The following is a 23,306-nucleotide window of genomic DNA, read 5'->3' as shown; positions in this document are numbered from 1 at the left end:
GGCCCGTCGGCCCGCCCCGGGGAGAACCGGATGAGCTTCGATTCCTTCGCCGCGACCAACGTGCTGGCCAGCCTGCACGCCGTGACCGTCGCCTTCCTGCTGGGCGGCCTGATCGGCTTCGAGCGGCAGGTGCGGCAGCGCACGGCCGGGCTGCGGACCAATGCGCTGGTGGCGGTCGGCGCCGCGGTCTTCGTGGACCTCGCCGTGCAGTTCAACGCGCTGCATGGCGGGTCGCCGGGGCCGATGCAGGTGATCGCGTACGTGATCTCCGGCATCGGCTTCCTGGGGGCCGGCGCGATCATGAAGGAGGGCGCCAATGTCAGCGGCCTCAACACGGCCGCGACACTGTGGGGATCGGCGGCGGTGGGGGCGTGCGCCGGCGCCGGCCTGCACGCGCAGGCGATGCTGGCCGCCTTCTACGTGCTGGCGGCCAACACGCTGCTGCGCCCGGTGGTGAACCGCATCAACCGGCGCCCGCTGAGCGAGGAGTCGTCCGAGGCGACCTACTCGGTCTACGTGATCTGCGAGCGCAGCCGCCGCGCCGAGGTCCTGGAGGCGGTGTCGGAGCGGCTGGAGTCGGCGCGGTATCCGGCGCGGGACATCCAGCAGCACCCGTTCGGGCAGACCGACTCGGAGATCGAGGCGACGCTCTTCGCCACCGCCGTCGTGCCGGAGCAGATGGAGGCGGTGATGCGCGAGCTGGAGCAACTGCCCGGCGTGTCGCAGGCGTTCTGGAACGCGTCGAGCGAGGACTGACGCGCCAAGATCGAGCCGTCGTCGACATGCGAGACTGCGCGATCGTGGCGACACGAGGGCGCGCGACCGCGTCGCGATGCGCGAGGACAGGGGAGGGACAGGCGAATGAGGATTCTGTTGGTCGATGACGACCGCAAGGCGGCCCGGCTGCTGGCGCGTGGCCTGCAGGAGGAAGGGTTTGTCGTCGACACGGCGGCCAGCGTCGCCGAGGCGGACGAGGCCTCGTTCGTCTCGACGCACGACCTCGTCGTGCTCGACTGGATGCTGCCCGACGGCGAGGGCCTGGCGCTGTGCCGCACGCTGCGGGCGCGCGGGCAGCAGGTGCCCATCCTGATGCTCACCGCGCGCGACGCGCTGTCGGACCGCGTCGCGGGCCTCAATGCCGGCGCCGACGACTACCTGACCAAGCCCTTCGAGTTCGAGGAGCTGCTGGCCCGCGTGCGGGCGCTGCTGCGACGCTCGGACATGACGCGTCCGCCGGTGCTGGCCGTGTCCGGCCTGACGCTGGATCCCGCGACGCAGCGCGTCGAGCGCGACGGCCGGGCCATCGAACTGACGCCCAGGGAGTTCGCCGTGCTGCAGGCGCTGATGCGGCAACCCGGCGTCGTGATCAGCCGCCAGCGGCTGGCCGAGCAGATCTGGCACGACGAGCTGCCCGGCATCGACAACCTGATCGACGCCTACATGAGCAAGCTGCGCCGCAAGATCGACGCGCCCGGCCGGGCGCCGCTGATCGAGACGGTGCGCGGCAGCGGCTTCCGCCTGCGCGGGACCGGCGGTGCCTGAGGACGATCAACATCCCCGACGGCCACCGCGACGAGTCATGCCCACCTTCCTCAGCTTCCGCCGCCGCCTGGCGCTGGTCCACGTCGTCGTCATCGCGGCGGTGCTGGCCGTGGCCGCGTCGCTGACCTACCTGAGCCTGGTCACCGCGTTGCGCGGCCAACTGGACGGCGCGCTGCTGGCCCTGGCCGAGCAGGAAGCGAGCACGCTGGCGGACCATCCCGACCTGCCCGTCACCGTGCACGAGCGCGCCGACGGCGCGGCGCCGCCGTCGTATGCGCGGCTGGACCGGCTGGTGCAGATCATCGACGCGCGCGGCGGGGTGCTGGCGCGCAGCGCCAACCTCGGCGCGTCGACCCTGCCGACGGACGCGGCGCTGCTGGCGCGGCTGGCCGGCGGCGAGGCCGTCTTCGAGAACCTGTCCTACGGCGAGGAGCCCACGCGCCGCGTCTCGGTGCCGGTGCGGGCGCCGGGTCGCGCCTTCGCGGTGCAGGTGGCGGGCTCGCTGGACGATGTCGACCATGCGGTCGACTCGGCCGGGCTGATGTTCCTGTCCATGGGCATCGTGCTGGTCGTGGTGATCACGCTGGCGGGCGCGCTGCTGACCGGACGGGTCTTCGGCGCCATCGACGACGTGGTCCGGCAGGCCCAGCGGATCGGCGATCACAACCTGTCGGACCGCCTGCCCCATCCCGGCAGCCGCGACGAGATCGGCCGGCTGGTCGACACCCTGAACGACATGCTCGCGCGGCTGGAGCGGGCCTTCGAGGCGCAACGCCGCTTCACCGCGGACGCGTCGCACGAGCTGCGATCGCCGCTGTCGCGATTGCGCGCGGAACTGGAGATCACCTTGCGCCGCCCGCGCGACGGCGTCGAGTACGTCGGCGCGCTGCAATCCTGCCTGGACGAGGTCGAGCGGCTGACGATGCTGGTCGAGGAGTTGCTGACGCTCGCCCGGCTGGACTCCGGCCAGGAATCCGGGCAGCAGGCCCCGGTGGCGCTGGTCCAGCTGGTGGAGGAGGTCGTGCGGCGCGCGCAGGGGACGGCGCAGCGGCATGGCGTGCGGGTGCGCCTGGACGTGGTCGAGACGGCCATGGCGCCGACGGCGGGCCTGCGCGCCGTGCCGCCGATGCTGGCGCTGGTGGTGTCCAACCTGGTGGACAACGCGATCAAGTACAACGCGGCGGGCGGCATGGTGCTCGTGTCGTTGGGCGCCGACGACGACGGCGCGCGCATCACCGTCGAGGACGACGGCCCCGGCGTGCCCGACCATGAACGGCCGCATCTGTTCGAGCGCTTCTACCGGGGCGCCTCCGCGCGCGGCGACGAGGTGCCGGGCACCGGCCTGGGCCTGGCGCTGTGCCAGTCGATCGCGCGGGTGCTGGGCGGGTGCATCGAGGTCGAGCCGTCGCCGCTCGGCGGCGAACGCTTCACGGTGCGGCTGCCGACGGAGCGCGCGTCCGCGCCCGAAAGGCCGGCAACATGACGGCGCTGTCATGTTCCCGTTCGGTCACTGACGGATGGCCGTGCCTACAGTGGCCCGGTCCCTGGTCCCTCCCTGGACCTGCCCTGGTGCGTGCCGTCGCCGGCCGCGACATTGAACCTCCCTTCTCAAGGAATCGCTCATGAACCGTCATTCCCTCTTTGTCGCGGCCCTGCTCGCGGTCGGCGCCGGCGCCGCCATCGCCGCGGGCAACCATGCCGGCGGCCATGGCCACGGCGATGGCGGCGAGGACAGCGCCATCGGCAAGCCCGGCCAGGCACGGCAGGTCACCCGCACCGTCGTGGTGGACATGACCGACACCATGCGCTTCTCGCCCGCCAGCATCCAGGTCAAGCAAGGCGAGACGATCCGCTTCAAGGTGAAGAACTCCGGGCAGGTCAAGCACGAATTCGTGCTCGGCACCGAGCAGGAATTGAAGGCGCATTACCAGGCCATGCTCAAGAACCCCGAGATGGAGCACGAGGATCCGCAGATGGTCACCCTGGCGGGCGGCAAGACGGGCGAGGTGATCTGGCAGTTCACCAAGGCGGGCAAGGTCGATTTCGGTTGCCTGCAGCCGGGTCACTACGACGCCGGCATGAAGGGCGCCGTGACGGTCGCCAAGCTGGACGCCAAGGCCGCGCCGGCCAAGGCCGTGCCGAAGGCGGTGGACGGCCAGGCCAATCACGGGCATTGATGGGCATGAGCCACTCGATCCATCGAAGGCATGTGGTCCGGTCCGGCCTGGGCCTGGCGCTGATCGGCGCGGCGCCGGTGCTGACGTCGGCGAAGGCGTCCGCGCCGGTCGTCGAGGTGTGGAAGTCCCCCGAGTGCGGATGCTGCAAGGACTGGCTCGCGCACCTGCAGGCGCAGGGCTTCGCCATCGGCACCATCCACAACGACGGCAACACCGACGCGCGCAAGGCGCTGGGCATGCCCGTGGCCTTGGGTTCATGCCACACGGCGCGCATCGAGGGGTATGCGATCGAGGGCCACGTCCCCGCGCGCGAGATCAGGCGCCTGCTCAAGGAACGCCCCCAGGCCGTGGGCCTGGCCGTGCCCGGCATGCCGCTGGGCAGTCCAGGGATGGACGGGCCGGACTACGGCAACCGGACCCAGCCGTATGACGTGCTGCTGGTGCTCAAGGGCGGCGCGACGAGGATCTTTCAGTCCTACGCCTGAGCGCCGCCCGGGGCGCTCGCGGCCCTGGGGCCGACCGGCGCCCGCGGGCGCCGTCCTTCCCCTCGGTGACGCAGGGCAGGGCGGCGCCCGCCGCGCCGCCCTTCGCGCTCACAGGCTCCTCAGCCAGGCCAGCAGCGCCTCCCGGTCCGCCGTCGACAGTTGCTCGAAGCGCGCGCGTGACTTCTCCGCCTCGCCGCCGTGCCACAGGATGGCTTCGGTGACGGTGCGGGCGCGGCCGTCGTGCAGGTAGCCGACCTTCGTGGCGGCCTGCACCTTGTCGGTATAGCCGATGCCCCACAGCGGCGCGGTGCGCCACATCGCGCCCTGCGCCTGGCCCTCCGGCAGGGCGTCCGCCAGGGCGGGGCCCATGTCGTGCAGCAGCAGGTCGGTGAAGGGGCGGATGGTCTGGTCGCGCAGTTCCGCGAAGGGGTGGGTCTTGCCCGTCTTCATCTCCGCCGTGTGGCAGGCCGCGCAGCGCAGCGCGTCGAAGACCCGGCGGCCGGCCGCCACCTGCAGCGGATCGACGCGGTGCTCGTCCAGCGGCGCCACGCCCTTGGGGAAGCCGCTGGGCAGGCTGCGCTGGGCCGGCACCGCGATCAACTCCATGTAGCGCGTCAGCGAGGCCAGGTCCGCCTCGCCGATGCCCTTCTGCGCCGGGCCCGAGCGGCAGCCCGCCGGATCGGCGGCGCAGCCGCGGTTCGGGTAGATCGGCGAGGTCACCGACATGTCGTTCAGCAGCGCCGCGGCCACCTGATGACGCAGGCTGGCCTTGGACGCCTTCCAGCCGAAGCGGCCCAGGCGCACCGCGCCGGACTCGGGGTCGAAGACGAAGTTGGCCTTGCCCAGCACGCCGTCCACGTCCGGCACGGCGCGCACGCGCGCCAGGATGTCGGCCTCCGGCACCGCCTCCAGCAGGCCGACGCCGATCATCGGCTGCGCGCTGCGCGCCGAGTACAGCGCCGGCACCGGGCCGTCGAAGGCCAGCCTGGGCTTGCGCAGCTCGACGACGGTGCCGTCCGCGAGCTTGACGCCGCGGGTGTCGAAACCGACGACGCGCACGTCGTTGCCCCAGTTCTGCGGGCTGCCGCTGGCGGAGCGGGCGTTCATCTGGATCGTCGCGCCGTAACGCGGATCGGGGCGCACGCGGCCGTCGGCCCCGAGCGCGCCGACGTGCACCGACATCGTGTCCAGCCGCTGCCCGATGGCCCATGGCGCCGGGCTGCGACCGTTGTTGGTGTGGCACTGCACGCAGGCGGCCTGATTGAAGCGCGGACCGGCCAGGTTGGCGATCGCGTCCATGCGGTCGTTGCCGGGCTCCGAGTGCTCGCCGGTGACGAAGCTGCTGTGCACCAGCCGGCGGCCCTCGACGAAACGCTGCATGTTCTGCATGCCCACGTTGTTGGACGGCTGCTGGAACATCCGGAAGCCTTCGTCCGAATAGTTGTAGGACACGGAGCCCGACCCACCCGACAGCGTCGCCTCCGGCAGCGGCACGCTGTTCAGGCGCGGCTGCACGCCGTACCACGGGGCCAGGCCTTGCCCCACCACGTAGACCCACTCGTTGGCGTAGTAGCGGATGCCGCCGTTGTCGCCCTTGGCCTGCATCGCCGCGGTCGTCGAGAACATCGACGGCGCCACCTCGATCGCGTCGCCCACGACCAGCGGCCGCGCCGGCACGTTCTGGCCGTTCGGGAAGCCGTTGGCGTCCAGCGCCGCGTGGCCCGGATAGTCCTTGATCAGCACCGTGCAGTTGTCGGTGCCGAGCTGGCCGTTGGCCGGGTAGGCGACCGGCTTGCAGACCTGGTCGGGACTGCCCACCAGCGCGCCGTTGTTCATCCAGCCGTAGCCGGTCACGCCGACGCGGTCGAAGGCGCGGAAGAACGCGGTGCCGCCGGGCAGGAAGTCGACCTGGTTGTAGGTGTTGACCTTCAACTGCGGCCGGGTGACGCCCGCGACGCGGCTGTTGTCGATGATCTCCAGGCCCCAGGTGCGGTTCTTGAAGTAGTTGGGCACGAAGGTCAGGTAGGCGCCCGGACCCTTGTCGACCGGATTGCCGGCGGCGTCCACGGTGTCGTTGGGGCCGTAGCCGATCTCGTTCCAGTCCTCGCCGCGCTCACGGCCGTGGCGGCCCACGCCGCGGTTGCCGAAGCGCGTGATCAAGGTGCCGTCCGGCAGCGTGAACTGCAGCGTCTCGACCGGCGCCTGCGGAGCGAAGAGCGCCGCCAGGTTGTTGCCGTTGGCGGGGAAGGGCAGCGGCGAGGTCGCCTGCGTCGGCAGGCTGTTGTCGCTGCCGATGGTCTTGAACTCGACCTCGAACAGCGAGTAGCCGTAGTTGGTCGCCCGCGCGATGCCCTGCATGCGGACGAAGCGCGTCTTGACGCCGAGGTTGAAGAACTCCTCGGCGCCGCCCTTGCCGTTCTGGACCTCGCGCAGCTGGGTCCAGGTCTTGCCGTCGTTGGAGACCTGCAGCGCGTAGGCCTTGCCGTAGGCGTTCTCCCAGACCAGCTTCATGTAGCCCAGGTTCACCGGCGAGGCGAACTCGAACTGCAGCCAGGCGCCGTCCTCGGCCTTGCTGGCCCAGCGCGTGGCCGCGTTGCCGTCGACGGCGTTGGCCGCGGACAGGCCGCCGTTCTCGACGCTGGAGGCCGTCACCGTGACGGGCCTGACGGCGACGCCGGGCCGGCTGGTGTCGCCATCGGGCGGCGTGACCGGCGGCTGGTCCGGGTTGGTGGGCGCGGTGGGATCGGTGGGCGTGGTGGGCGGCACGGGCGTGCCGCTGAAGGCCTGGATCTCGAAGATCGAGTAGCCGTACTGCGTCGAGCGGCTCAGGCCCTGGATGCGCAGGAAACGACCGTGGCCGGCCAGGCCGCCGATGTCCTCGACGCCGCCGGCGCTGTTCTCCACCGTCTTGATCGTGGCGAAGGTCTTGCCGTCGTCGGAGACCTGGATCGCGTACCGCCTGGCGTGCGCGTTCTCCCACTGGATGCGCACGCGGGCGATGTCGACGGCCTTGCCGTAGTCCAGCGTCAGCCACTCGTTGTCGGTGAAGCCGCTGCCCCAGCGGCTGCCGTCGTCGTGGTCGATCGCCTTGTCGGCGGACAGGTCGCCGCGTTCATTGGAGCTGGAGGTCGCGCCGGTGGGCGTCAGCGCGGTCTCGCTGCTGTCGCCGGCCATCGCCTTCGCGCGGGCCGCGGAATCCGCGGTGACCTCGCCGACGCCGGCCGACTGGATGCCGACCTCCGTCCTGCTCTCGCCGCCGCCGCCGCCACAGGCGGCGAGCAGCACGCTCCCCAGCACGGCGGGCAGCAGCGCGCCGCTCGCGAGTTGCCCGAACGTCGAGCCGAGCCCGACTTGCCTGATCTTGATCGCCATCCTCATCCCTCCCGTGCCTGCGGCATGCGTTGGTGCGGTGTGGGCGGGCTCCGCTGTCTCGCGGTGCGCCGCCGCGTGTCCCCGGTGAAGGGGTCACGCGGCGCGAAGTATGGTTTTCCAGCTTGGCGCAGGACAAGTTTTAATCTGTTTCAGATTGCTCTCATCCGGATACATAACGGAAACATGACGGCCATCTGACGAGGTGCTCACGGCGACGCGGGTCGTCGCCGGCCGAAGTGGGGTCAGGTCTTGCGCCCTCAGCCCTTGTCCTCGTCCTTGACCGCCTTGCGCTGCGTGCTCATCGCCTTCGCGCCCATCGAATCCGCCTCGCGCTCCAGATGCGCGTGATCGTTGACCGGCACGCCGCCGCCCATCGTCATGGTCGGCTTGACGCGGCCCTGCGCCTGCTGCACGACGTGCCAGGCCTCGTGCGGGAGGTGCCGCTCCTGGCCCGGCGCGAGGTGGATGTCCCGGCCTTGCGCGTAGGCATGGGCGTTGAGCTGCGCGGGCTTGGCGGAGTTGTAGTGCACCTGCACGTTGTCCAGGCTCATGCCGGACAAGGACTCCATGCCCTCGCGCAGCGGCGCGGGCAGGCCGCCTCGGTCCTCCGAGCGGGCGGCGGGCGCCTTGCCCTTGCGCAACTGCGCCAGCTTGTGGCGCTGCACGGTCTGGCGGGGGCTCGCGTCCAGCGCCTGGCTGTCGGCGCCGGCCGGTGCCGCGCCGTCGTCCTGCGCGCGCTGCGCGGCCGGCTCGTGACGTGGCTCCACGGCGGGGCCGTCTTGGGATCGTTTCATGGTCGGATCTCCCGTTGTCTCGCGCAGGGTCGGCGTGGACGGGTCGCCGGGCCGGCTACTTGCCGCCGGGCTTGCCGCTGGACTTGGCGATCGAGTTGCTGACGTTCGCCTCCATCATGCGCCGGCGCCGGCCGTTCTTGGCGGCGCTGATGCCCGGGTCTTCCGTGCGGGCCTTGCCGGCCTTGTGCGACGTGATCTTGCCGCCGCGGTTCTTCGAATGGGACGGGCCCAGGCTGTGGCCCTTGGCCTTGCGCTCGCCCTCCACGCGCTGCACGGGCGCCTCGGCGCTCGTGGCGGCGGCCGGGACGGGCTTCGCGCCGGCGCGCAGCTGCGCCAGTTGCGCGCCTTGCGCGCTCTGGCGCGGGCTGTCCGCGGGGGCGGGGCGGCCGGCGGCGCCTTCACTGGCGGCGCGGCGCTGGGCCGGCGCGGCCTCGGCTTGGGGTTGATGCTTCTTCATGGGTTCTCCACCTTTCGTTTCAGCATGGCGACGATCAGGAACACCACCAGCGCCGCGACGGCGATGCCCAGCATCAGCATGCCGCTGTCGCGCAGGAAGGCCAGGGCCGGGTCGCAGGCGCTCAGCGCGAAAGCCACCAGCGCGGGCGGCACGCCGGCCAGCAAGGCGATGCGGCCGTAGCGCTGGCGCCAGCCGCAATTGAGCTGCAGCGCGACCCAGATCACCACGCCCGCCAGCACCAGCAGCTCGAAGGCCAGCCGCACCCACCAGCGGTTCGGGCAGATCCAGCCGCACAGGGTCGACTGCACGCCCAGGCCGGGGTCCGGCCCGAAGATGGACTTCAGGTCTTTCAGGTTGTTCGTGTTGAACTCGGGCAGCGGCCAGACACCCATGCCGCCGAAGTTGTCCTCCGCGTAGGCCAGATCGTCCTGGAACTGCTGATTCTCCAGGGGCGGCACCTGCATCACCGGCACGATGCTGCGCAGGAAGATGCGCCGGTCGGTGCCCTGCACGGCGGAGCTCTCCTCCACGGTGCGACGCAGCAGCTTCTTGGACAGCGTCGTGGGCTCCGGCAACAGCACCAGGAAGCGCAGCTCCACGTTGCCGTCGCGTCGATAGTCCTGCCGCCCGGTGACGATGCGGCCCTCCACGATCTTGGGCTTCTCGACGGCCTTGAGCAGCTCGAACAGCGTCGCCACGTCGAAGGGCGCGTCCGCGTTGCGCGCGGGTCGACCCGTCACCTGATTGCCGGTCATCACGAGATTGATCGCGTACTGGCGCCCGGGGTTCCTGGCCATGGCCTCCGCGAGCCCGCGCACGAACGCCGGATAGAACGAGGCGAAGCGGCGTGCCTCCTGCGTGTCGCGTGCCGGGAGGTCGTCGAAGACCAGCGTCACGCCGTCCGCGAGGTACTGCGCCTCGCCGAAGCCCGGCAGCCACGCCTTGGCGCGTTCGCCCAGCCCGGGCAGCGGCGTGTCCAGCAGCTCGCGCAGGCGGGTCGTCAGGCGCTGGATGCGCCACTGGCGCTCGGCGGCCCATTGCGCCGGATCGGCCTGCTGCAGGAAACGCCAGTCGTTGTTGTAGAGCACCAGGTCCACGCGCGTGCCGTGCCGCCGCGCGGTGCGCACGAACGCCGTCGCCTTGGCGTCCTGGGCCCAGCCGGGGGGCAGCGCCAGGTCATCGGCCATCGGCAGGGCGAAGTAGCTGATGCGGTTGATCACGCTGAAGTCCATCGTCTGGGGCCGCCCCTTCTGGGGTTCGCCCTTGGCGTTGCCGGCACCGCTGGCGCCGCCGTCGCTGCTGCTGGGGGCGTCTTCGGCGGGGGCGTCGGGAGGCGGCTCGCTGAACCAGGCCGGATAGAAGGCATAAAGCGGCTGGTTCTCGCGCGCGGCCGCGCACCCGCAATCGGCCGCGGCGACCCAGTTCAGCAACCTCGACGTGCCCAGCGGCCTCTGGATGCGCGCAGCCTGGCTCAACCAGGTGACCAGACCGGGCGGCAGCAGCCAGACGCCGACGTCCGCCGGCTTGAGCGTCGTCGGCGCCGATGCGGCGGAGGCGGGCGCGGACGCGGACGCGCTCGCGGCCTTGCGCCGTGGCGCCGACGCGGTCGCGGACGTCGCGCGGTCCGTCTCGGCGGTCTGGTGGCGGCGCAGGCAGTCTTCCAGATAGATCGCCTTGTCCCCCGCGCTCTGCTTGAGCCGCGCGGCCTCGTTGGAGACCAGCAACCAGGCCTGCTCGCAACTGCGCGCCCGCAAGGCATCCTCGAACAGGTCGCGCGTCAAATAGACCTTGGACAGCAACGGTTGCAGCACGCCGTTCAACTGGTTCTGCTGGTCCTCGGTCCAGGGCACGTCGGTGGGCAGCTCCGGCAGCGTCGGTGCCGGTGTCGCGGCTGCTTCGGCCACCGAGGTCGACGTGGCCGGCGTGTCCGTCCCGGCGCCAGCGTCGGCGCTCGGGGCGGCGTCGAGGTCGGACGAGGCCCCGTCTCCCTTGCCGCTCTTCGCGGGAATCAAGGCCTTGATGGCCTCCACCACGCCAGCGGGCAGTTCATAGACCGTCGCCGTCGGACGCGATGCCGCCTGGGCCGAGGCGTGGGCGATCTCCAACGAGGTCAGCGGCGCCGGGCGCTGGGGCTTGGGCACGGCCGGCGCGGACGCGGCCGATGCTGGAGGCTCGGGCTTGCGTGCGCCCAGCACGCGCAGATCGAAGGTCTGATGCAGACGGGTGCCCGCCCGGTCCGTCACCAGCACGACGAAACGCGTGGCCTGCACCCTCGGCGGCGTCCCCGCGATCGTGCCACGCGCATCCAGGGTCAGGTCTTGCGGCAGGTCGCCGTCGACCACCGTGAACTGGTAGGGCGGTCGGCCGCCCTCGGCGGACAGCGTCTGCAGGTAGGCGCGACCCTGCCGCGCCGGGGGCAGCGTTTCCGGCGGCCGGGGCAGCCGCAACGCCCCGCGGCTGCCACTGCCGCAGCAGCAGGCGCCGCCGGTGGCGTCCGATGCCGCCGACGGAAAGGCCGAACGATCGCCCGTCGGCACGATGCAGATCGTCGGCGAGGAGGCCGCCGTGGACGGCAGGTTGGACGGCGCGGCCGGTGGCGATGTCGGCTGTCCCGGGGACGGCACGGCCGAAGGCTTGGGCACGGGGACCGCGGACACGGTGGGCGTGCGCAGGGGGCTCGTCGCGACGGCGTCGGCCGCCGCGCCCGGGGTGCCGGTGGAGCCCGAGGTGCCCAGGGAGCCTGAGGTGCCCGTCGGGCCTGCGGGGCCAGCCGAGGCCGAGGTGCCGGCGTTGCCCGAGGCCCCTGGCGCCGGCACACCGACCGCCGCCGAAGCTGCGCCGACCCGGCCGGGAGGTGTCAGCGCCGCCGCCGCTGATGCCGCTGACGCAGTTGGCGCGGACCCGGTCGGCCCGGAGGCCGCCGCCCACGCGCCGACGCAGACGGCGATCGCGGCCAGCGCCGCCGCGCCGCAGGCGGTCCAGGATCGCGCCGACAGACGGAGCTTGCTCACAGCGTCCTCCCTTCCTTGCGCAGTTCCCGCGCGATGCCGGCTCGCAGCTCGGACTGGTTCACCGCGTCGCGGCCCTGGCGCCGCGCGGCCAGGGCGGCATGGCGGATCACGTTGGCGATGGCGCCGCCGGACAGCTCGTAGCGCCGCGCCAGCGGCTCCAGCTCGACATCGGCCCCCAGGTGGCGCTCGTGCAGCATGCCGCGCCACAGGCGCAGCCGCTGGTCGCCGTCCGGCATCGGGAAATGGATCATCGACTGGAAGCGCCGCGAGAACGCCTCGTCCAGGTTGCCGCGCAGGTTGCTGGCCAGGATCACCACGCCGGGGAAGTCCTCGACGCGTTGCAGCAGGTAGGCGATCTCCTGATTGGCGTGATGGTCGTTGGCGTTTTGCGCCGCGCCGCGCTTGCCGAAGAGCGCGTCGGCCTCGTCGAAGAACAGCACCCAGCGGCGGCTCTGCGCCTGATCGAAGACGCGCGCCAGGTTCTTCTCCGTCTCGCCGATGTACTTGGACACCACCATCGACAGGTCGATGCGGTAGACGTCCCGCTCCTTGCCGCCGATCAGCGTCGCGGTCAGCGTCTTGCCGGTGCCGGGCGGTCCGTGGAAGAGCGCGCGATAGCCCGGCTTGAGCGCGCGCGCCAGGCCCCAGTCGCGCATCAGCAGCTCGCCGTCGGTCATCCAGGCGCGGATCTGGTTGACCTCGTCCAGCACCTCCGGCGCCAGCACCAGGTCGTCCCAGTCCAGCGTGCTGGTGATGCGCTTGGCGGGGAAGTTGACGCTGTAGTCGGGCTTGTCCGCGGCGCCGGTGCACAGGCGCTGCAATGCCTCGCCGCTGAGCAGCAGGGCGCCGCACAGCCGCGGCTCGCCCGCGGGCGGCGTGTCCAGGCGCAGGTGTCCGCCGGCCATCAACGGATGCGGCGCGTCGAACCAGTCCAGCAGCGCCAGCCGGTCCCGCAGCCGATCGCCGGCCAGCAGGAAGGCGGCCGTCTCGCCCGTGGGCAGGAAACCCCCGTGCGCCTGCGCCTTGATGCCGCCGAACTCGGTGAAGCCGCGCTCCAGGTTCTGGTTGCGCATGAAGAGCAGGTCCAGCGCCGACGGCCGCAGGTGCGGCGCCAGCGCGAGCGCCAGCAGCAGCCGCCCGTGCAGGTCCAGCGGCAGGTCGTGGACCCAGGCCGCGAGCTCGCTGTCGGGCGGCGGCTCGGGCGGGGGCGGGGCGCGCTCCAGCAGCTCGCCGTCCTGCCGGAAGTGCTGCTCCAGGCGCAGGTCCAGCACGCGGGACAGCCAGTCCAGCTCCAGGCGCAGCGCCTGCGCGTGCGGGGTGTCAGCGCCATTCCACATGCAGCACTCCAGGCATCCAGGGCAGGCGGATGGTGTGAAAGCTCCAGGGCAGCCGATCCAGCAGCACGTCGAAGCCGCGCGGCTGCACGCGCAGCCGCCAGCGCGGCGGCTCGCCGGCACGAGGCTTGTCCTCCTGCAGGCGGCCCTGGCGCTGCAGGAAGCTTTCGCGCAGGCCCGCCACCGTGGTGTTGCCCACCGCCTTCCAGTGCGCGACGACGGCGGCCAGCAGTTGCTCCAGCAGCGCCAGCCGCTCGGCGTCGCAGGGCGGCACCGGCGGCAGGACCTCGTCCGGCGGCGCCCCGCACAGCAGGCGCGACAGCACGGTGCAGGACTCGTCCGCCGGGCCCGGCCCGTGGCAGAGCGTCTGCAGGCATTGCACCGCCGTCGATTGCGCCTCGGCGTCGATGAAGCGGCCGTCCCGCAGCAGGTTCAGGTGCTTGAACAGGCGTTCGGCATAGGCGGCCAGCAACACCTGGCCCGCGTCGTCGACCCAGATCGGATCGCGGTTGGAGACGGCGATGGCGACGGCGTCGCGGCGCGTGGCGGCGGCGGGGCCCGTCGCCATCGAGGCCGGCGGCGAGGCGGGCAGCGCCTCGTCCTGGTAGTTCCGGCGCAGGCTCGCCGCGTCCGGGCTCAGCCCCTGGATGAAGAGGTGGCGGCACAGGCGCCGCCAGTGTTCCGCCAGGGCCGCGACGGGCTCGCGCACCAGCCCTTGCAGCCAGCGGCCGAGGCGGCCGGCGCGTTGCCGCAGCGGCTCGGCCATCGCGCCGAACTGCGCCTGCAGCATGCGCCAGCGGCGGTTCTCGCTGAACAGCCGCAGCCAGCGGTCGCAGCCGTCCGGCGTTTCGAGCAGGCGTGCCAGCCGCAGCCGCTGCGGCCATGACCAGCGGCCGTCGCGGCATTCGCGCTCCAGGTGCAGCAGCGCGCGGTCGGTGGCGTCCGCGGCCTTGGCGGTGTCGCCTCGTCGGCGACGCGGCGGCGGTGTGGCCGAGGCGTCGCGCGCGTCCATGTCGTCGTCCGCCCCCTCGGCATCGGACTTCGTCGCGGGGCTCGCGCGGGGGCGCGGCGCCTCCACGCCGTCGTCGCCGCGCCCTTGCCAGTCCTGCCACGCCTGTCGCCACAATGCCTGCCAGCCCTGATGCTGATCGGGCAGGCGGCGGCCCTCCAGCACCTGGCGCAGGCTCGCCTGCATCAGCAGCGCGCGCAGGCGGCCCAGGCCGGGGCGCTGGCCGGCCGGGGCCTCGCGTTGCAGGCGCAGGGCGGTCTGGCGCAGCGATTCCGCCCAGTGCGGCGCGGCGGCCGCGGACAGCCCCGGCAGCGGCCGCGGGCTCATCGCCGCCAGCAGCAGGCTCATGCTGGCGGGCTCCAGCGCCAGCGACCAGGTGCGCCGCTCGCGGCGCTGCGAGGCCCAGCCCTGCAACCGTTGACGCAGCAGCGCCGGCTGCGCGGCGGCCAGGCTGGTCAGCAGGCGACGCAGCCGCTCGCCCTGCGCGGGCCGGCGTTGGCGCAGCAGGGTCTGCAACTGCAGCAGCGCGTGTTCCCAGGTGCGGCCGGGGCCGTCGACGTCCGCCCGGGCATCGACGGGCCGGAGCGCATCGTCGCGGTCGTCCGCGGCCAGCAGTTCGTGCAGCAGGTCGCCGTCGGGACGACGCGCTCGCGCCTCCGTCCGCGCGGACGCCGTCGACGCCGCCATCAGCGCCCGCCAGCCGGTGCCCAGCGCCTCGGCCAGCAGGCGGCGCCAGGCCGTCAGCAGATCGCGGCGGCCATGCGCGGAGAGCCGCCCGCCCCGGCGACCCCACAGTTGCCGCAGCGCCGCGACGCGCAGCGCCTGCTGCAACTGGCCGCGCTGGTAGGCGCTGAGCCGACCGCTGCCCTGCAGCGGCAGCAAGGCCTCGTCGTCCATCTGCCGCAGCGTGGTGGCGAGGTCGGGATCGCGCTGCGCGATCAGCGCCTGCAAGCCGTCGTGCGGGCTGATCAGCGACAGCCGCACCAGCAGCCGGTCCCGCGCCGGATCGTGCAGCAGCGCGCGCCACAGCCCGGCGCCGTGTTGACGGGCCAGCCGCGTCAGCCAGGTCGACAGCGCCTGCCGACCGTTGAAGTCGCGCCCCCACGGCAGATGGCCGTGACGCAGGTAGTGCAGGAACTGCGCCACCTCATGCGGGCCTTCGCCGCTGCGTCGCATCGGCAGCGGCGGCTGCACGTCAGCCCCGGCGGCGGCTTGCGCCAGCGCGGCGCGCAGCGCGGTGGTGAGCCGCTCCTCCCATTGGCGTTCGCTCTGATGGCGGTCGATGGTGCCCAGGTCCAGCGTCAGCGTCGGGAGGATCCAGACCTGATCCGGCGGGCAGGCGCGGTCGAAGCAGGTCTCGATGCCGGCCAGGCCCTGGCGACGCAGGAACAGCATCAGCCGCTGGTGCAGGTCCTGCGCGCCGGTGGCGGACAGCGCGTTGCGATGGCGCAGGTCCCAGCGCAGGGTCTCGATGCGGTGCGTGGTCATCGGGTCCCCCGGGGAGCGCGTGTCCTGCGCGCGTGGCGGGCGGCGTGCCGCGTGCGTGGTCCGTTCGGTGCGTTGCGGATTCGCCAGCGGTGCAACCAGTCGCGCAACGCGGCGGCGCTGGTGGCCAGTGCATCGCGAAGGTCGGCGGGCGCGTCGCTGTCCAGCAGCGCCAGATCGTGTTTCTGCCGATCCCGCAGCCAATCGATCCACAGCGCCTCGAACGCCAGCATGTCGGGCGCGTTCAGCCACAGCAACTCGCAGTGCAGGTGCACCGGCGCCTCGCGTTCCACGATCTGAGCCGCGAGCTGGCGAAAGCGCGGATCACGGCCGCGCGCCGTCCAGCCGCTGAAGATCAGGCTGACACGGTGAACGCCAGCCTTGGCACCGCCCGTCGCCACGAGCGGGCGCAGCAGCAGATGCTCCACCAGATGCAGGCCCTCGCCGTCGGCCTGCAACTGGCAGGCGGCGGCATGCAGCTCACGGGCCAGCGAGCGGGCGCCAGCGCCGTCCAGATCGCGTGCCAGCAGCCAGCCGGGCGCGTCGCCGTCGGGGTCCAGGCGCAACTCCCGGGTGTCGGCGCGATAGCGGAACTGCGACGGGCGCACGGCCTCGCGCAGCAGTGCCATCGGCAGCCGGGTCAGACCTTGAGCGTCCATCCAGCGTCGCAACCGCGGGGCGAGCCGGGACCAGTCCACCGGTTGGCGCGGCAGGTCGGGGTCCAGCAGCGCGGCGGTGCGCGCGGGGGCCCGCGGCGCGGCCGGCGTCTGGGCGACCTCGGTGAGGCGCGTGGCGCCGGAGGGCCGGCGCCGGGCGGGTTCGGCGGCGGTGGGCAGCGGCGGTTCGGGTTCCAGCGTCAGGTCCTGCTCGCCCAATTGCTTCAGCACGCGGGTCAGGGACCGGCTCTGTGTCTGGACCAGGCCGAGCATCAAACCCAGCCGCTCCTGCAGCGGCGGCGTGTTGTCCGCATTGCCGAGCAGCGGCTGGCTGTAGTCGGCGCCGGCCCCGCGGTCGCGGCCCAGTCGCAGCACGCGGCGCATGAACAGCCGCTTCAGGTTGAGCAGGTGCACCGGCCAGGCCGGCGGCGTGTGATAACGCGGCAGGCCTTGCAGCACCGTCTGGTCCAGGACCTCGCCATGCAGCGCGAGCTGGAAATCGAGCAGCCGGTGGCGCCGATCCAGGCGGTCGGCATCGAGCTCGGCCGCGTCCTGCCGCGCGTGCCGGTCCGCCAGGTACAGCGCCTCGATGCCGGGCAGTTGCGCGTCGCCCGGCCACTCGTGCCAATAGCTGCGCGTGTCCTCCTGGTCCAGGGCGTAGAGCCGCGGCAGTTGCTCGCGTTGTTGCTGGACCTGGTTGAGCCCGACCTCCAGCAGCGCCAGATACCCGGCCCACTGCGCCTTGAGCCCGGGCTGCGAGGCGGCGCGCAGTTGCAGCGCCTCGGTGTAGAGCGGCGGCAGCGCGTCGCTGGCGGCCGGATGGCCGTCGCGCCGCGGCGGCAGCGCAGGCAGCGGCGCCTGCGCGCGGGGCTGGGTGGTGCCGCGCGGCGACAGGCCCGCGCCATGGCGCGGCGGCGCGCCGGCCCGCGCGACGGCCAGCTCCCGCTCGTGCTCGACGCGGCGCTGCAGCGCGAGCTGCGCCAGCAGTGCGTCCTCGGGCAACTGCACGCGCATGCCGTCGCGCCGCACGACCCAGGACCGCAGGTCGCGCGGCTCCGACGGCCAACGCAGCCGCAGCGCCCAGTCGCCGCCGCGCCGGGCGACGCTGCCCGGCGGTGCGTCGGCGTCCTCCGGGCGATCGCCGTCGTCCTCGTCGGCGGCGCGCAGGAACAGGCCCTCGATGCTGGCGATGCCGGGGATCTCCTGCAGCAGGCGGCCCAGGTCGCTGGCGTAGAGGAAGTCGTCGTCCTCCGCCAGCCACTGGCGTTCGGCCCGCGTGGTCGGGCGGCCGAGCGGCCCGCCCGGCAGGTGGGGATCGTCGGTCAGCGGCGGCGGCGCGGGCGGCTCGTCCTGGCCCTCCAGCGGCGTCTGCACGCGTTTGGAGATGCAGGCATCGCAGCGCCGCAGCAGCTCGGCGAGCAGCTCGGTGAGGTCGCGCTCGCCGTTGATGCTCAGGTGGATCTCCAGCCGGACCCAGCGCGGCTGCAGCAGCCGTGGCGGCTCGGCCAGGTCCTCGCCCAGCGCGCGACCGGCCCAGCAGGCGCGCAGCGCGCGGGCCCGCAGGCGCAGGTCCGAGCGCGGTTGATCGGAGCGCGCCTGCAGCGACAGGCGCCACAGGCCTTGCGCCCGGCCGCGCCAGTCGAGCAGCGCGTTCATCGACAGCTGCCGCGCGTCCGGCAGCAGGCGGCCCAGCCAGAGGCGCCAGTCGGCCTCGCTGACCGGTCGGCAGGGCAGCAGCGTGTCGCGGTCGTGCAGTCCCAGCCGCGTCCAGGCGGTCGGCTCGGCCAACGCCGCGTCCGACGTCAACCCAAGCAGCCGGGGCACCGGCCAGCGCGCCGCGAAGATGTCCTCGGTCAGCGCGAAGCACAGCGCCTCCAGCAGGCTGACGCCGGGGTCGTGCAGGTTGAAATCGGTCCACAGCTCGCCGCTGGCGGCTTGCGCCCGCGCGATGGCCAGCGCGCGCAGCGCGTCGAAGCCGAGCGGGTCCGCCTCGGTGTGACGGGGGATGGTGCGCAGGTCCGTCATGGTCCGGGCTCCGACGGCGCATCCGCCCGGGGGCGCTGCCTGAGCATCGTGGGCAGGAACCAGAGCTGGGTGACCTGCGCCACCAGCGGCACGTCGTCGCCGAAGTTGCAGCCGCTGCGGATCTCCAGGTGATAGCTGGCGTCGCGCCCCTGGCTGCCCATCCAGCGCAGTTCCACGCGGTCGCAGCGGCGGCCCCACCAGGCCTGCGTCTGGCGGATGCCGCGCCGGCTGCCGCGGCTGGGGAACCACGTCGGTGTCGGGTTGAAGGTGCTCAGCGCGATCGCGTGCAGCAGGCCGAAATGGCCGGTGCCCTCGACCCCGGCGCCCGCCATCACCTCGAAGCCCTGGCAGCCCTTCAGCGCCGGGGTCAGGGCTTGCCAGCGGCCGTTGGCGACCAGGCCGTCGGGCACCACGAAGTTGCCGACGCGGCCTTCGCTGGCCACCACGCCGCGCACGTCCAGCCGCGTGCGCGGGTCGTCGGTGCCCAGGCCGACGCGCTGGCGGCTGTCCAGCGCCAGCACCGGCGGTGGCGGCACGGCGCCCGTGGTCGTCGACGGCACGTGGACCTGCAGCTGGTCGTTGGTCCGGCCCAGGCGCAGTTGCCAGAGCGGGTCCTCCGGCTGCTGGTCGCGGAAGAAGCTCATCAGCGCGTCATGCCCGACCGGCGCGTAGATCTCGTCGCCGCGCTCCACGCTCTTGCGGAAGCCCTCGTCGTTCATGTTGAGCATGGAATCGATGAGGGCCTCGAAGTGCCGCTGCGACGGCATCTGCCCGTCGCGGAAGTAATTCTTGAGGGTGTCCCGGTTGACGGTCTTCATGCCGCGGCCCGTCCGATGATGAAGCTGCCGCCCACGCTGAGCTGGGCCAGGCCGCTGGTGGAGGGCAGCTCGCGCGGGTCGTCCGTCAGTTCCAGCAGATGGCCGCGCGTGGGTAGCGCCAGGCTCCAGCCGGCGCGCGGCCGGATCGCGCGCGCGCCTTGGGCGGAGTCGCCGAAGCGGAAGAAGCCCCGGTCGTCGCGCGTGATGTGCAGCAGCGACGCGCCGCCCACCGCGTCCACGCCGGGCTGGGCGCGCAGGTAGGCCTCGACCTCCTCGGCGCGCAGTTGCCAGTCGAAGCGGGCGGTGATGCCGCCCGGCCGCCACGGCGACAGGAAGTCGCGCAGCGCCTGGTTGAGGTCGCGCAGCCGCCTGCCGGCCGGCTCGCCCGGCGTCAGCCGCAGGCTGCAGCGCACCTGGATGCGGTCGTAGGTGGCGTTGCGCACCAGCAGCGGGTGGCCGGGCGCCAGGCGCGGCGTCAGGTGGCGCTGGATGCGCAGCAGGGCGGCGGCGTCCAGGCGCGGCGCCTCGGTGCCGTCGACCTCGTGGCCCGGCGGCAGCGTCGGCACCACGACCACCGTCACGCGGTCGTCCCGCCGCCGTCCGCTCAGCGGCAGGCATTTCACCTTGTAGACCTCCGGGAAGGCGTCCAGCACCAGCCGCTCCACGTCCCAAGGCGACACGGCCCGGTCGCGATGGCGCAGCCGCTCGGCGACGCGCTGCTTCCAGGCCGGCCGATCCTCCGCCACGCGTTGCGGCAGCGAGGGCCACGGCTGGCGGATCGTCGCCAGGCCGGGGATGGGCGTCTGTGCCGCGCGGATGCTGTCGGCGGGCAGGACCTCGTCCCGCGGCGGTCCTTCCAGGCGCACGCTCACGCCGTTGGCCCACACGCCCTTGAGGGCCGCCAGCAGATCCAGATCGCCGTCGCCCAGCAGGCGCAGCCAGAACAGGCCCGGCGGCAACGCGGCGCAGTCGGCGCTCAGGCCGGCCGGCAGGTCCAGCATCACCAGGCCGCTGCGCAGCAGGCCGTCGGTGCTGTCCAGCAGCACGCGATGCGGCTCCAGCGTGCGCCAGTCGCCGTCGCACCAGGCCTGCCAGCGCAGCGTCGGCCCCGGTCGGCCCAGCGCTTCCAGCGCCATCTCCGCGCGCAGCAGGAAGAGCAGGCTCAGCGTGCCGGCCGGATCCGCGCCGCGCAGGCCGATCAGCAACTGCCCCTCGGACGGCTGGGCCGGCAGCACCGGCACCCGATGGCGCAGCGGCAAGGTCCGCAGCGGCTGCACGCCGAAGGGCCGCAGGTGGAAGAGCTGGCTGGGCGCGCCCTCGCCGGAGAGTCCCGCGCCGACGCCCGATCCGCCCGATGCCGCCTGCGCGGGCGATGCCGACAGCGTGCCTTCCGGTCGGGGCTGGATGCGCTCCTCGGCCTCGTAGTCGGCGCGCAGGAATTCGAGCACCGGGGTGTAGGGCGGCAGCGGCGCGGGCAGTTGGTCCTTGGGTTTGAGGCGGCTGTTCTCGGTCAGCCGCGCGCCGAGCACGCGCGGATACAACGCGTGGCCGAAGGCCTCGGCCGGTCCGCTCAGGCGCAGCCGGAAGAAGCCTTGGCGGCTGCGTGAGCTGTAGTCGGCGCCGGGGGCGTCGGCCTGCGGCTGGTGCAGTCGCAGCCAGGCCGACGACGACAGGTCCAGCGTCTGGTCCGCCAGCGGCCGGCCGCGGGCATCCTCGGGGAAAAGCGCCCGCGACGGCTGGTCGCCGTCCTGCCAGCGGCCCTCGCGCAACACCTCGGCCTGGATGCGGAAGGCGTCCGGGGTCCAGGGGCCGTCGGGATAGGCGCCGTAATGCGCGGCCAGCGTCGTGGCCGGCAGCCCGGCGAAGCGCAGCCGCAGCCGCAGCCGCGTGACCGGCTTGCGCATCAGCTCCACGTGGCTGAACAGCAGGTACGCGCTGGTGTCGGGCAGCGGACCGAAGGGCATGAAGGGCTTGCCGGCGTCGAGCTGACCCAGCTGGTTGTGCAGTTGCAGCGAGCGCAGGCCCTGCACCGCCACCTTCAGGTGGACCGCCGCCAGCGGCAGTTGCTGCAGCAGGCTGGCGGGGAACAGGCGACTGCGGCCGTCCAGCAGCAGTTGCAGCACCGACTGGCGCGGCCAGCCGGGACCGTGCAGCTCGGGCCGGGCGGGGCTCAGGCCGGGCAGGTCGGCGCCGAGTTGCAGCTTGAGCAGCAGCCCGCGGCCGCCCTCCGCCGGATAGGCCGCCTGCACCGCGCCGAGTTCCAGCCAGCCCGCGTCCGCGCTGGCCCGGGCGCGCCAGGCGCCATGGAAGACGCGGTTGAAGATCAACGAGCGCTCCAGCGGCAGGTCGCTGTAGAGCAGCGCCAGCGGGTCGTCCACGTCGACGGGCGACGACCGATAACCCGCGCGCCGGAGCTTGCGGCGCACATGGCGGCGCAGCAGCGCGAGCGTCGGCAGGTCCAGTTCATCGGTGGTGGCGCAGAGCCAGACCGCCATCAGCCGGCCCAGCCGCCGCGCCAGATCCTGTGGCGCCGCGCTCGCCAGGCAACGCGCCAGCAGGTAGCCGAGCCATGGCCGGTCCAGCATCGCCGGGCACAGGCGCCGCAGGCGGCGCATCAGGCCCTCGACCGGTTCGCGGCGACCGGGCTCCGGTCGATCGGCGGAGGCCTGCTCCGCCTCTTCGAAGGCCGCGACGGCGGCGAAGCGCGCGGACGCCAGGCCCGATGCCGACGCGGAACCCGAAGGCGAGGGCGAGGGCAGGAGGGGCCCGCCGACTTCGAGCAGGATGTCGAGCCGCCGCGTGCCTTCGCGCAGCAGCAGCAACGGCGAGGTGATGGCCAGGCCGAGCCGCGCCGTCGACGCGTCCGCGCCGCCGCCCAGCAGCGGCCGGCAATCGGCGCGGGCGTCGGCCGCGGCGGCCGGTGTCGGGGGCTCGGTCCGCCACGCGACGATCTCGCTGGCGTAGCCGTACTCGCGCTGCGGCGAGATCAACGGATCGCGCACCTGCCGCAGCGCCAGCAGCGCGTCGACGCGCACGGGCTGCAGTTGGGGCGTCTGCTCGACGACATAGCTGCGGCTGCCACGCGGCAGCGCCGCGACGAAGCACTGGCCGGGCGCGATCGCCGCCGGCTCCGCCAGCAGCGGGGACGCCTCCAGCACCAGCCAGACGCGCTGATCGCCGGTGGGCCGGCGCGGCACGCCCAGGCGGTCGGCGTAGTAGTGATCGACGAGCCGCTCGTTGAAGGCGTTCAGCGGCGCGCGGCTGTATTGCAGCAACTGGGTCCACGCCAGCAGCAGGCCCATCGCCGGATCGTGCCGGCCGCCGGCCAGGGCGGCCTCCACGCGCGGCGTGGCCAGCTCGCGCAGCCGCTGCAGCACGCGGCACAGCGCGAGCCACAGCATGCGGTCGTCCCGGACGGGCGCCGGCTCCAGGCCCGCGCGCGCGGCCACCGGCGTGTCCAGCCCCCAGTCGGGATGCCAGCGCGACGAGGCCGCCTCGGCGGCGCTCAATACGCCATCGGGCCACGCGCCGGACAGTGTGCCCGGAGTCGCCCTCCGAGTCGCACCCGGTGTGGCGCCTGGTGTGGCGGTGGTCGCCGCACCGGGCGCCGTGCCCGCCACCGCGCCGGGTACTGTGCCGGATGCAGCGCCCGGCACTGCCGCCACGGCGCGGCCGAGGTCCGCCAGCAGCGGTCGCAGCCGCGGCCCGAGCTGCGTGCGCAGCGTCTGCCGCAGCCAGTCGGCCAGCGGCCGGAACAGCCGGTCGTCGCCGGGTTGTTCCTCGGCCTGGTCCTGCAGCGCCGCGTGCCAGCGGTCCAGGCGCCGGGCCAGCAGCAGGCACTGGTCGCGCAGCGCGTCGTCGGCCCAGGGACCGTCGTCGCGCAGGCGCGCCTGCCAGAGCGTCACCGGCAGCGTCGCCAGCTCCGCCAGCAGCACCGCGCCGTCCGGCTCCATCGCGTCGCTCCAGCGGCCTTCGGACTGACCCTGCGGATCGACGAAGCGCAGCTGCCGCGCCAGCGCCAGCGCCTGCATCAGGCGCTGGGCCACGCCCTGCTCGTCGGGACGGACGTAGTCCGGCACGAGCGCGGGCGGCAGCCGTTGGTCCTGTTGCGAGCCGGGGTGCATGGCGTTGTGCGGTCCGT

At 73.2% G+C, this 23,306-nt stretch carries 14 protein-coding genes; 5 read left to right on the top strand and 9 right to left on the bottom strand.

The window, feature by feature from the left end; all coding sequences use genetic code 11:
* Nucleotides 1-30 precede the first annotated feature (30 nt).
* The 5 genes from CDN99_RS24285 (at nt 31) to CDN99_RS24265 (ending at nt 4,204) form a co-directional block, all read left to right on the top strand.
* Complete coding sequence (locus CDN99_RS24285; protein WP_088387665.1) at nt 31-756, top strand: MgtC/SapB family protein; 726 nt, start codon at nt 31-33, stop codon at nt 754-756.
* A 105-nt stretch (nt 757-861) separates the two neighbouring features.
* A complete protein-coding gene (locus CDN99_RS24280; RefSeq protein ID WP_088387663.1) occupies nt 862-1,542 on the top strand; it encodes a response regulator transcription factor in 681 nt (226 codons plus the stop codon).
* 37 nt (nt 1,543-1,579) lie between these two features.
* Entirely contained in the window at nt 1,580-3,025 is a 1,446-nt protein-coding gene (locus tag CDN99_RS24275; RefSeq protein WP_088387661.1) for a sensor histidine kinase, read from the top strand.
* A gap of 139 nt (nt 3,026-3,164) precedes the next feature.
* Nucleotides 3,165-3,719, top strand: coding sequence for a cupredoxin domain-containing protein (locus tag CDN99_RS24270; protein WP_088387659.1), 555 nt, complete (start codon nt 3,165-3,167; stop codon nt 3,717-3,719).
* Nucleotides 3,720-3,724: 5 nt separating this feature from the next.
* Nucleotides 3,725-4,204, top strand: a complete 480-nt coding sequence (locus tag CDN99_RS24265; RefSeq protein WP_193531744.1) for a DUF411 domain-containing protein — start codon at nt 3,725-3,727, stop codon at nt 4,202-4,204.
* Between the two features lie 108 nt (nt 4,205-4,312).
* Here CDN99_RS24265 and CDN99_RS24260 read toward each other — a convergent pair whose 3' ends face one another.
* The 9 genes from CDN99_RS24260 to CDN99_RS24220 all read right to left on the bottom strand — a co-directional run bounded on the left by CDN99_RS24260 (nt 4,313) and on the right by CDN99_RS24220 (nt 23,289).
* Nucleotides 4,313-7,576, bottom strand: coding sequence for a di-heme oxidoredictase family protein (locus CDN99_RS24260; RefSeq protein ID WP_088387657.1), 3,264 nt, complete (start codon nt 7,574-7,576; stop codon nt 4,313-4,315).
* Nucleotides 7,577-7,833: 257 nt separating this feature from the next.
* A complete protein-coding gene (locus tag CDN99_RS24255) occupies nt 7,834-8,370 on the bottom strand; it encodes an eCIS core domain-containing protein (RefSeq protein ID WP_088387655.1) in 537 nt (178 codons plus the stop codon).
* 55 nt (nt 8,371-8,425) lie between these two features.
* The gene (locus CDN99_RS24250; protein ID WP_088387653.1) at nt 8,426-8,827 is read right to left on the bottom strand and encodes a hypothetical protein; all 402 of its coding nucleotides are present in this window, start codon (nt 8,825-8,827) and stop codon (nt 8,426-8,428) included.
* Entirely contained in the window at nt 8,824-11,838 is a 3,015-nt protein-coding gene (locus CDN99_RS24245) for an Ig domain-containing protein (protein WP_141100964.1), read from the bottom strand. The genes CDN99_RS24250 and CDN99_RS24245 overlap by 4 nt, the downstream gene beginning before the upstream one ends.
* On the bottom strand, nt 11,835-13,175 hold the full coding sequence (locus tag CDN99_RS24240) for an ATP-binding protein (protein ID WP_088387649.1): 1,341 nt from the start codon (nt 13,173-13,175) through the stop codon (nt 11,835-11,837). Before CDN99_RS24240 ends, CDN99_RS24245 begins: the two co-directional genes overlap by 4 nt.
* A complete protein-coding gene (locus tag CDN99_RS28790) occupies nt 13,159-15,669 on the bottom strand; it encodes a contractile injection system tape measure protein (protein WP_088387647.1) in 2,511 nt (836 codons plus the stop codon). The genes CDN99_RS24240 and CDN99_RS28790 overlap by 17 nt, the downstream gene beginning before the upstream one ends.
* On the bottom strand, nt 15,666-18,347 hold the full coding sequence (locus tag CDN99_RS24230; RefSeq protein WP_088387645.1) for a contractile injection system baseplate wedge protein: 2,682 nt from the start codon (nt 18,345-18,347) through the stop codon (nt 15,666-15,668). Before CDN99_RS24230 ends, CDN99_RS28790 begins: the two co-directional genes overlap by 4 nt.
* On the bottom strand, nt 18,344-19,165 hold the full coding sequence (locus tag CDN99_RS24225) for a contractile injection system tail -fiber like adhesin (RefSeq protein WP_088387643.1): 822 nt from the start codon (nt 19,163-19,165) through the stop codon (nt 18,344-18,346). Before CDN99_RS24225 ends, CDN99_RS24230 begins: the two co-directional genes overlap by 4 nt.
* Nucleotides 19,162-23,289, bottom strand: coding sequence for a baseplate J/gp47 family protein (locus CDN99_RS24220; RefSeq protein WP_088387641.1), 4,128 nt, complete (start codon nt 23,287-23,289; stop codon nt 19,162-19,164). Before CDN99_RS24220 ends, CDN99_RS24225 begins: the two co-directional genes overlap by 4 nt.
* Nucleotides 23,290-23,306: the final 17 nt, after the last annotated feature.

This window comes from Roseateles aquatilis (assembly GCF_002205645.1).
GTDB lineage: Bacteria > Pseudomonadota > Gammaproteobacteria > Burkholderiales > Burkholderiaceae_C > Roseateles > Roseateles aquatilis.
This window is presented reverse-complemented; position numbering and strand designations above follow the sequence as displayed.

What these genes read in the sequence shown, in the direction of transcription:
- CDN99_RS24285 (WP_088387665.1), top strand. Translation starts at nt 31, where the DNA reads ATGAGCTTCGATTCCTTCGCCGCGACCAACGTGCTGGCCAGCCTGCAC.
- CDN99_RS24280 (WP_088387663.1), top strand. Translation starts at nt 862, where the DNA reads ATGAGGATTCTGTTGGTCGATGACGACCGCAAGGCGGCCCGGCTGCTG.
- CDN99_RS24275 (WP_088387661.1), top strand. Translation starts at nt 1,580, where the DNA reads ATGCCCACCTTCCTCAGCTTCCGCCGCCGCCTGGCGCTGGTCCACGTC.
- CDN99_RS24270 (WP_088387659.1), top strand. Translation starts at nt 3,165, where the DNA reads ATGAACCGTCATTCCCTCTTTGTCGCGGCCCTGCTCGCGGTCGGCGCC.
- CDN99_RS24265 (WP_193531744.1), top strand. Translation starts at nt 3,725, where the DNA reads ATGAGCCACTCGATCCATCGAAGGCATGTGGTCCGGTCCGGCCTGGGC.
- CDN99_RS24260 (WP_088387657.1), bottom strand. Translation starts at nt 7,576, where the DNA reads ATGGCGATCAAGATCAGGCAAGTCGGGCTCGGCTCGACGTTCGGGCAA.
- CDN99_RS24255 (WP_088387655.1), bottom strand. Translation starts at nt 8,370, where the DNA reads ATGAAACGATCCCAAGACGGCCCCGCCGTGGAGCCACGTCACGAGCCG.
- CDN99_RS24250 (WP_088387653.1), bottom strand. Translation starts at nt 8,827, where the DNA reads ATGAAGAAGCATCAACCCCAAGCCGAGGCCGCGCCGGCCCAGCGCCGC.
- CDN99_RS24240 (WP_088387649.1), bottom strand. Translation starts at nt 13,175, where the DNA reads ATGTGGAATGGCGCTGACACCCCGCACGCGCAGGCGCTGCGCCTGGAG.
- CDN99_RS28790 (WP_088387647.1), bottom strand. Translation starts at nt 15,669, where the DNA reads ATGACCACGCACCGCATCGAGACCCTGCGCTGGGACCTGCGCCATCGC.
- CDN99_RS24230 (WP_088387645.1), bottom strand. Translation starts at nt 18,347, where the DNA reads ATGACGGACCTGCGCACCATCCCCCGTCACACCGAGGCGGACCCGCTC.
- CDN99_RS24225 (WP_088387643.1), bottom strand. Translation starts at nt 19,165, where the DNA reads ATGAAGACCGTCAACCGGGACACCCTCAAGAATTACTTCCGCGACGGG.
- CDN99_RS24220 (WP_088387641.1), bottom strand. Translation starts at nt 23,289, where the DNA reads ATGCACCCCGGCTCGCAACAGGACCAACGGCTGCCGCCCGCGCTCGTG.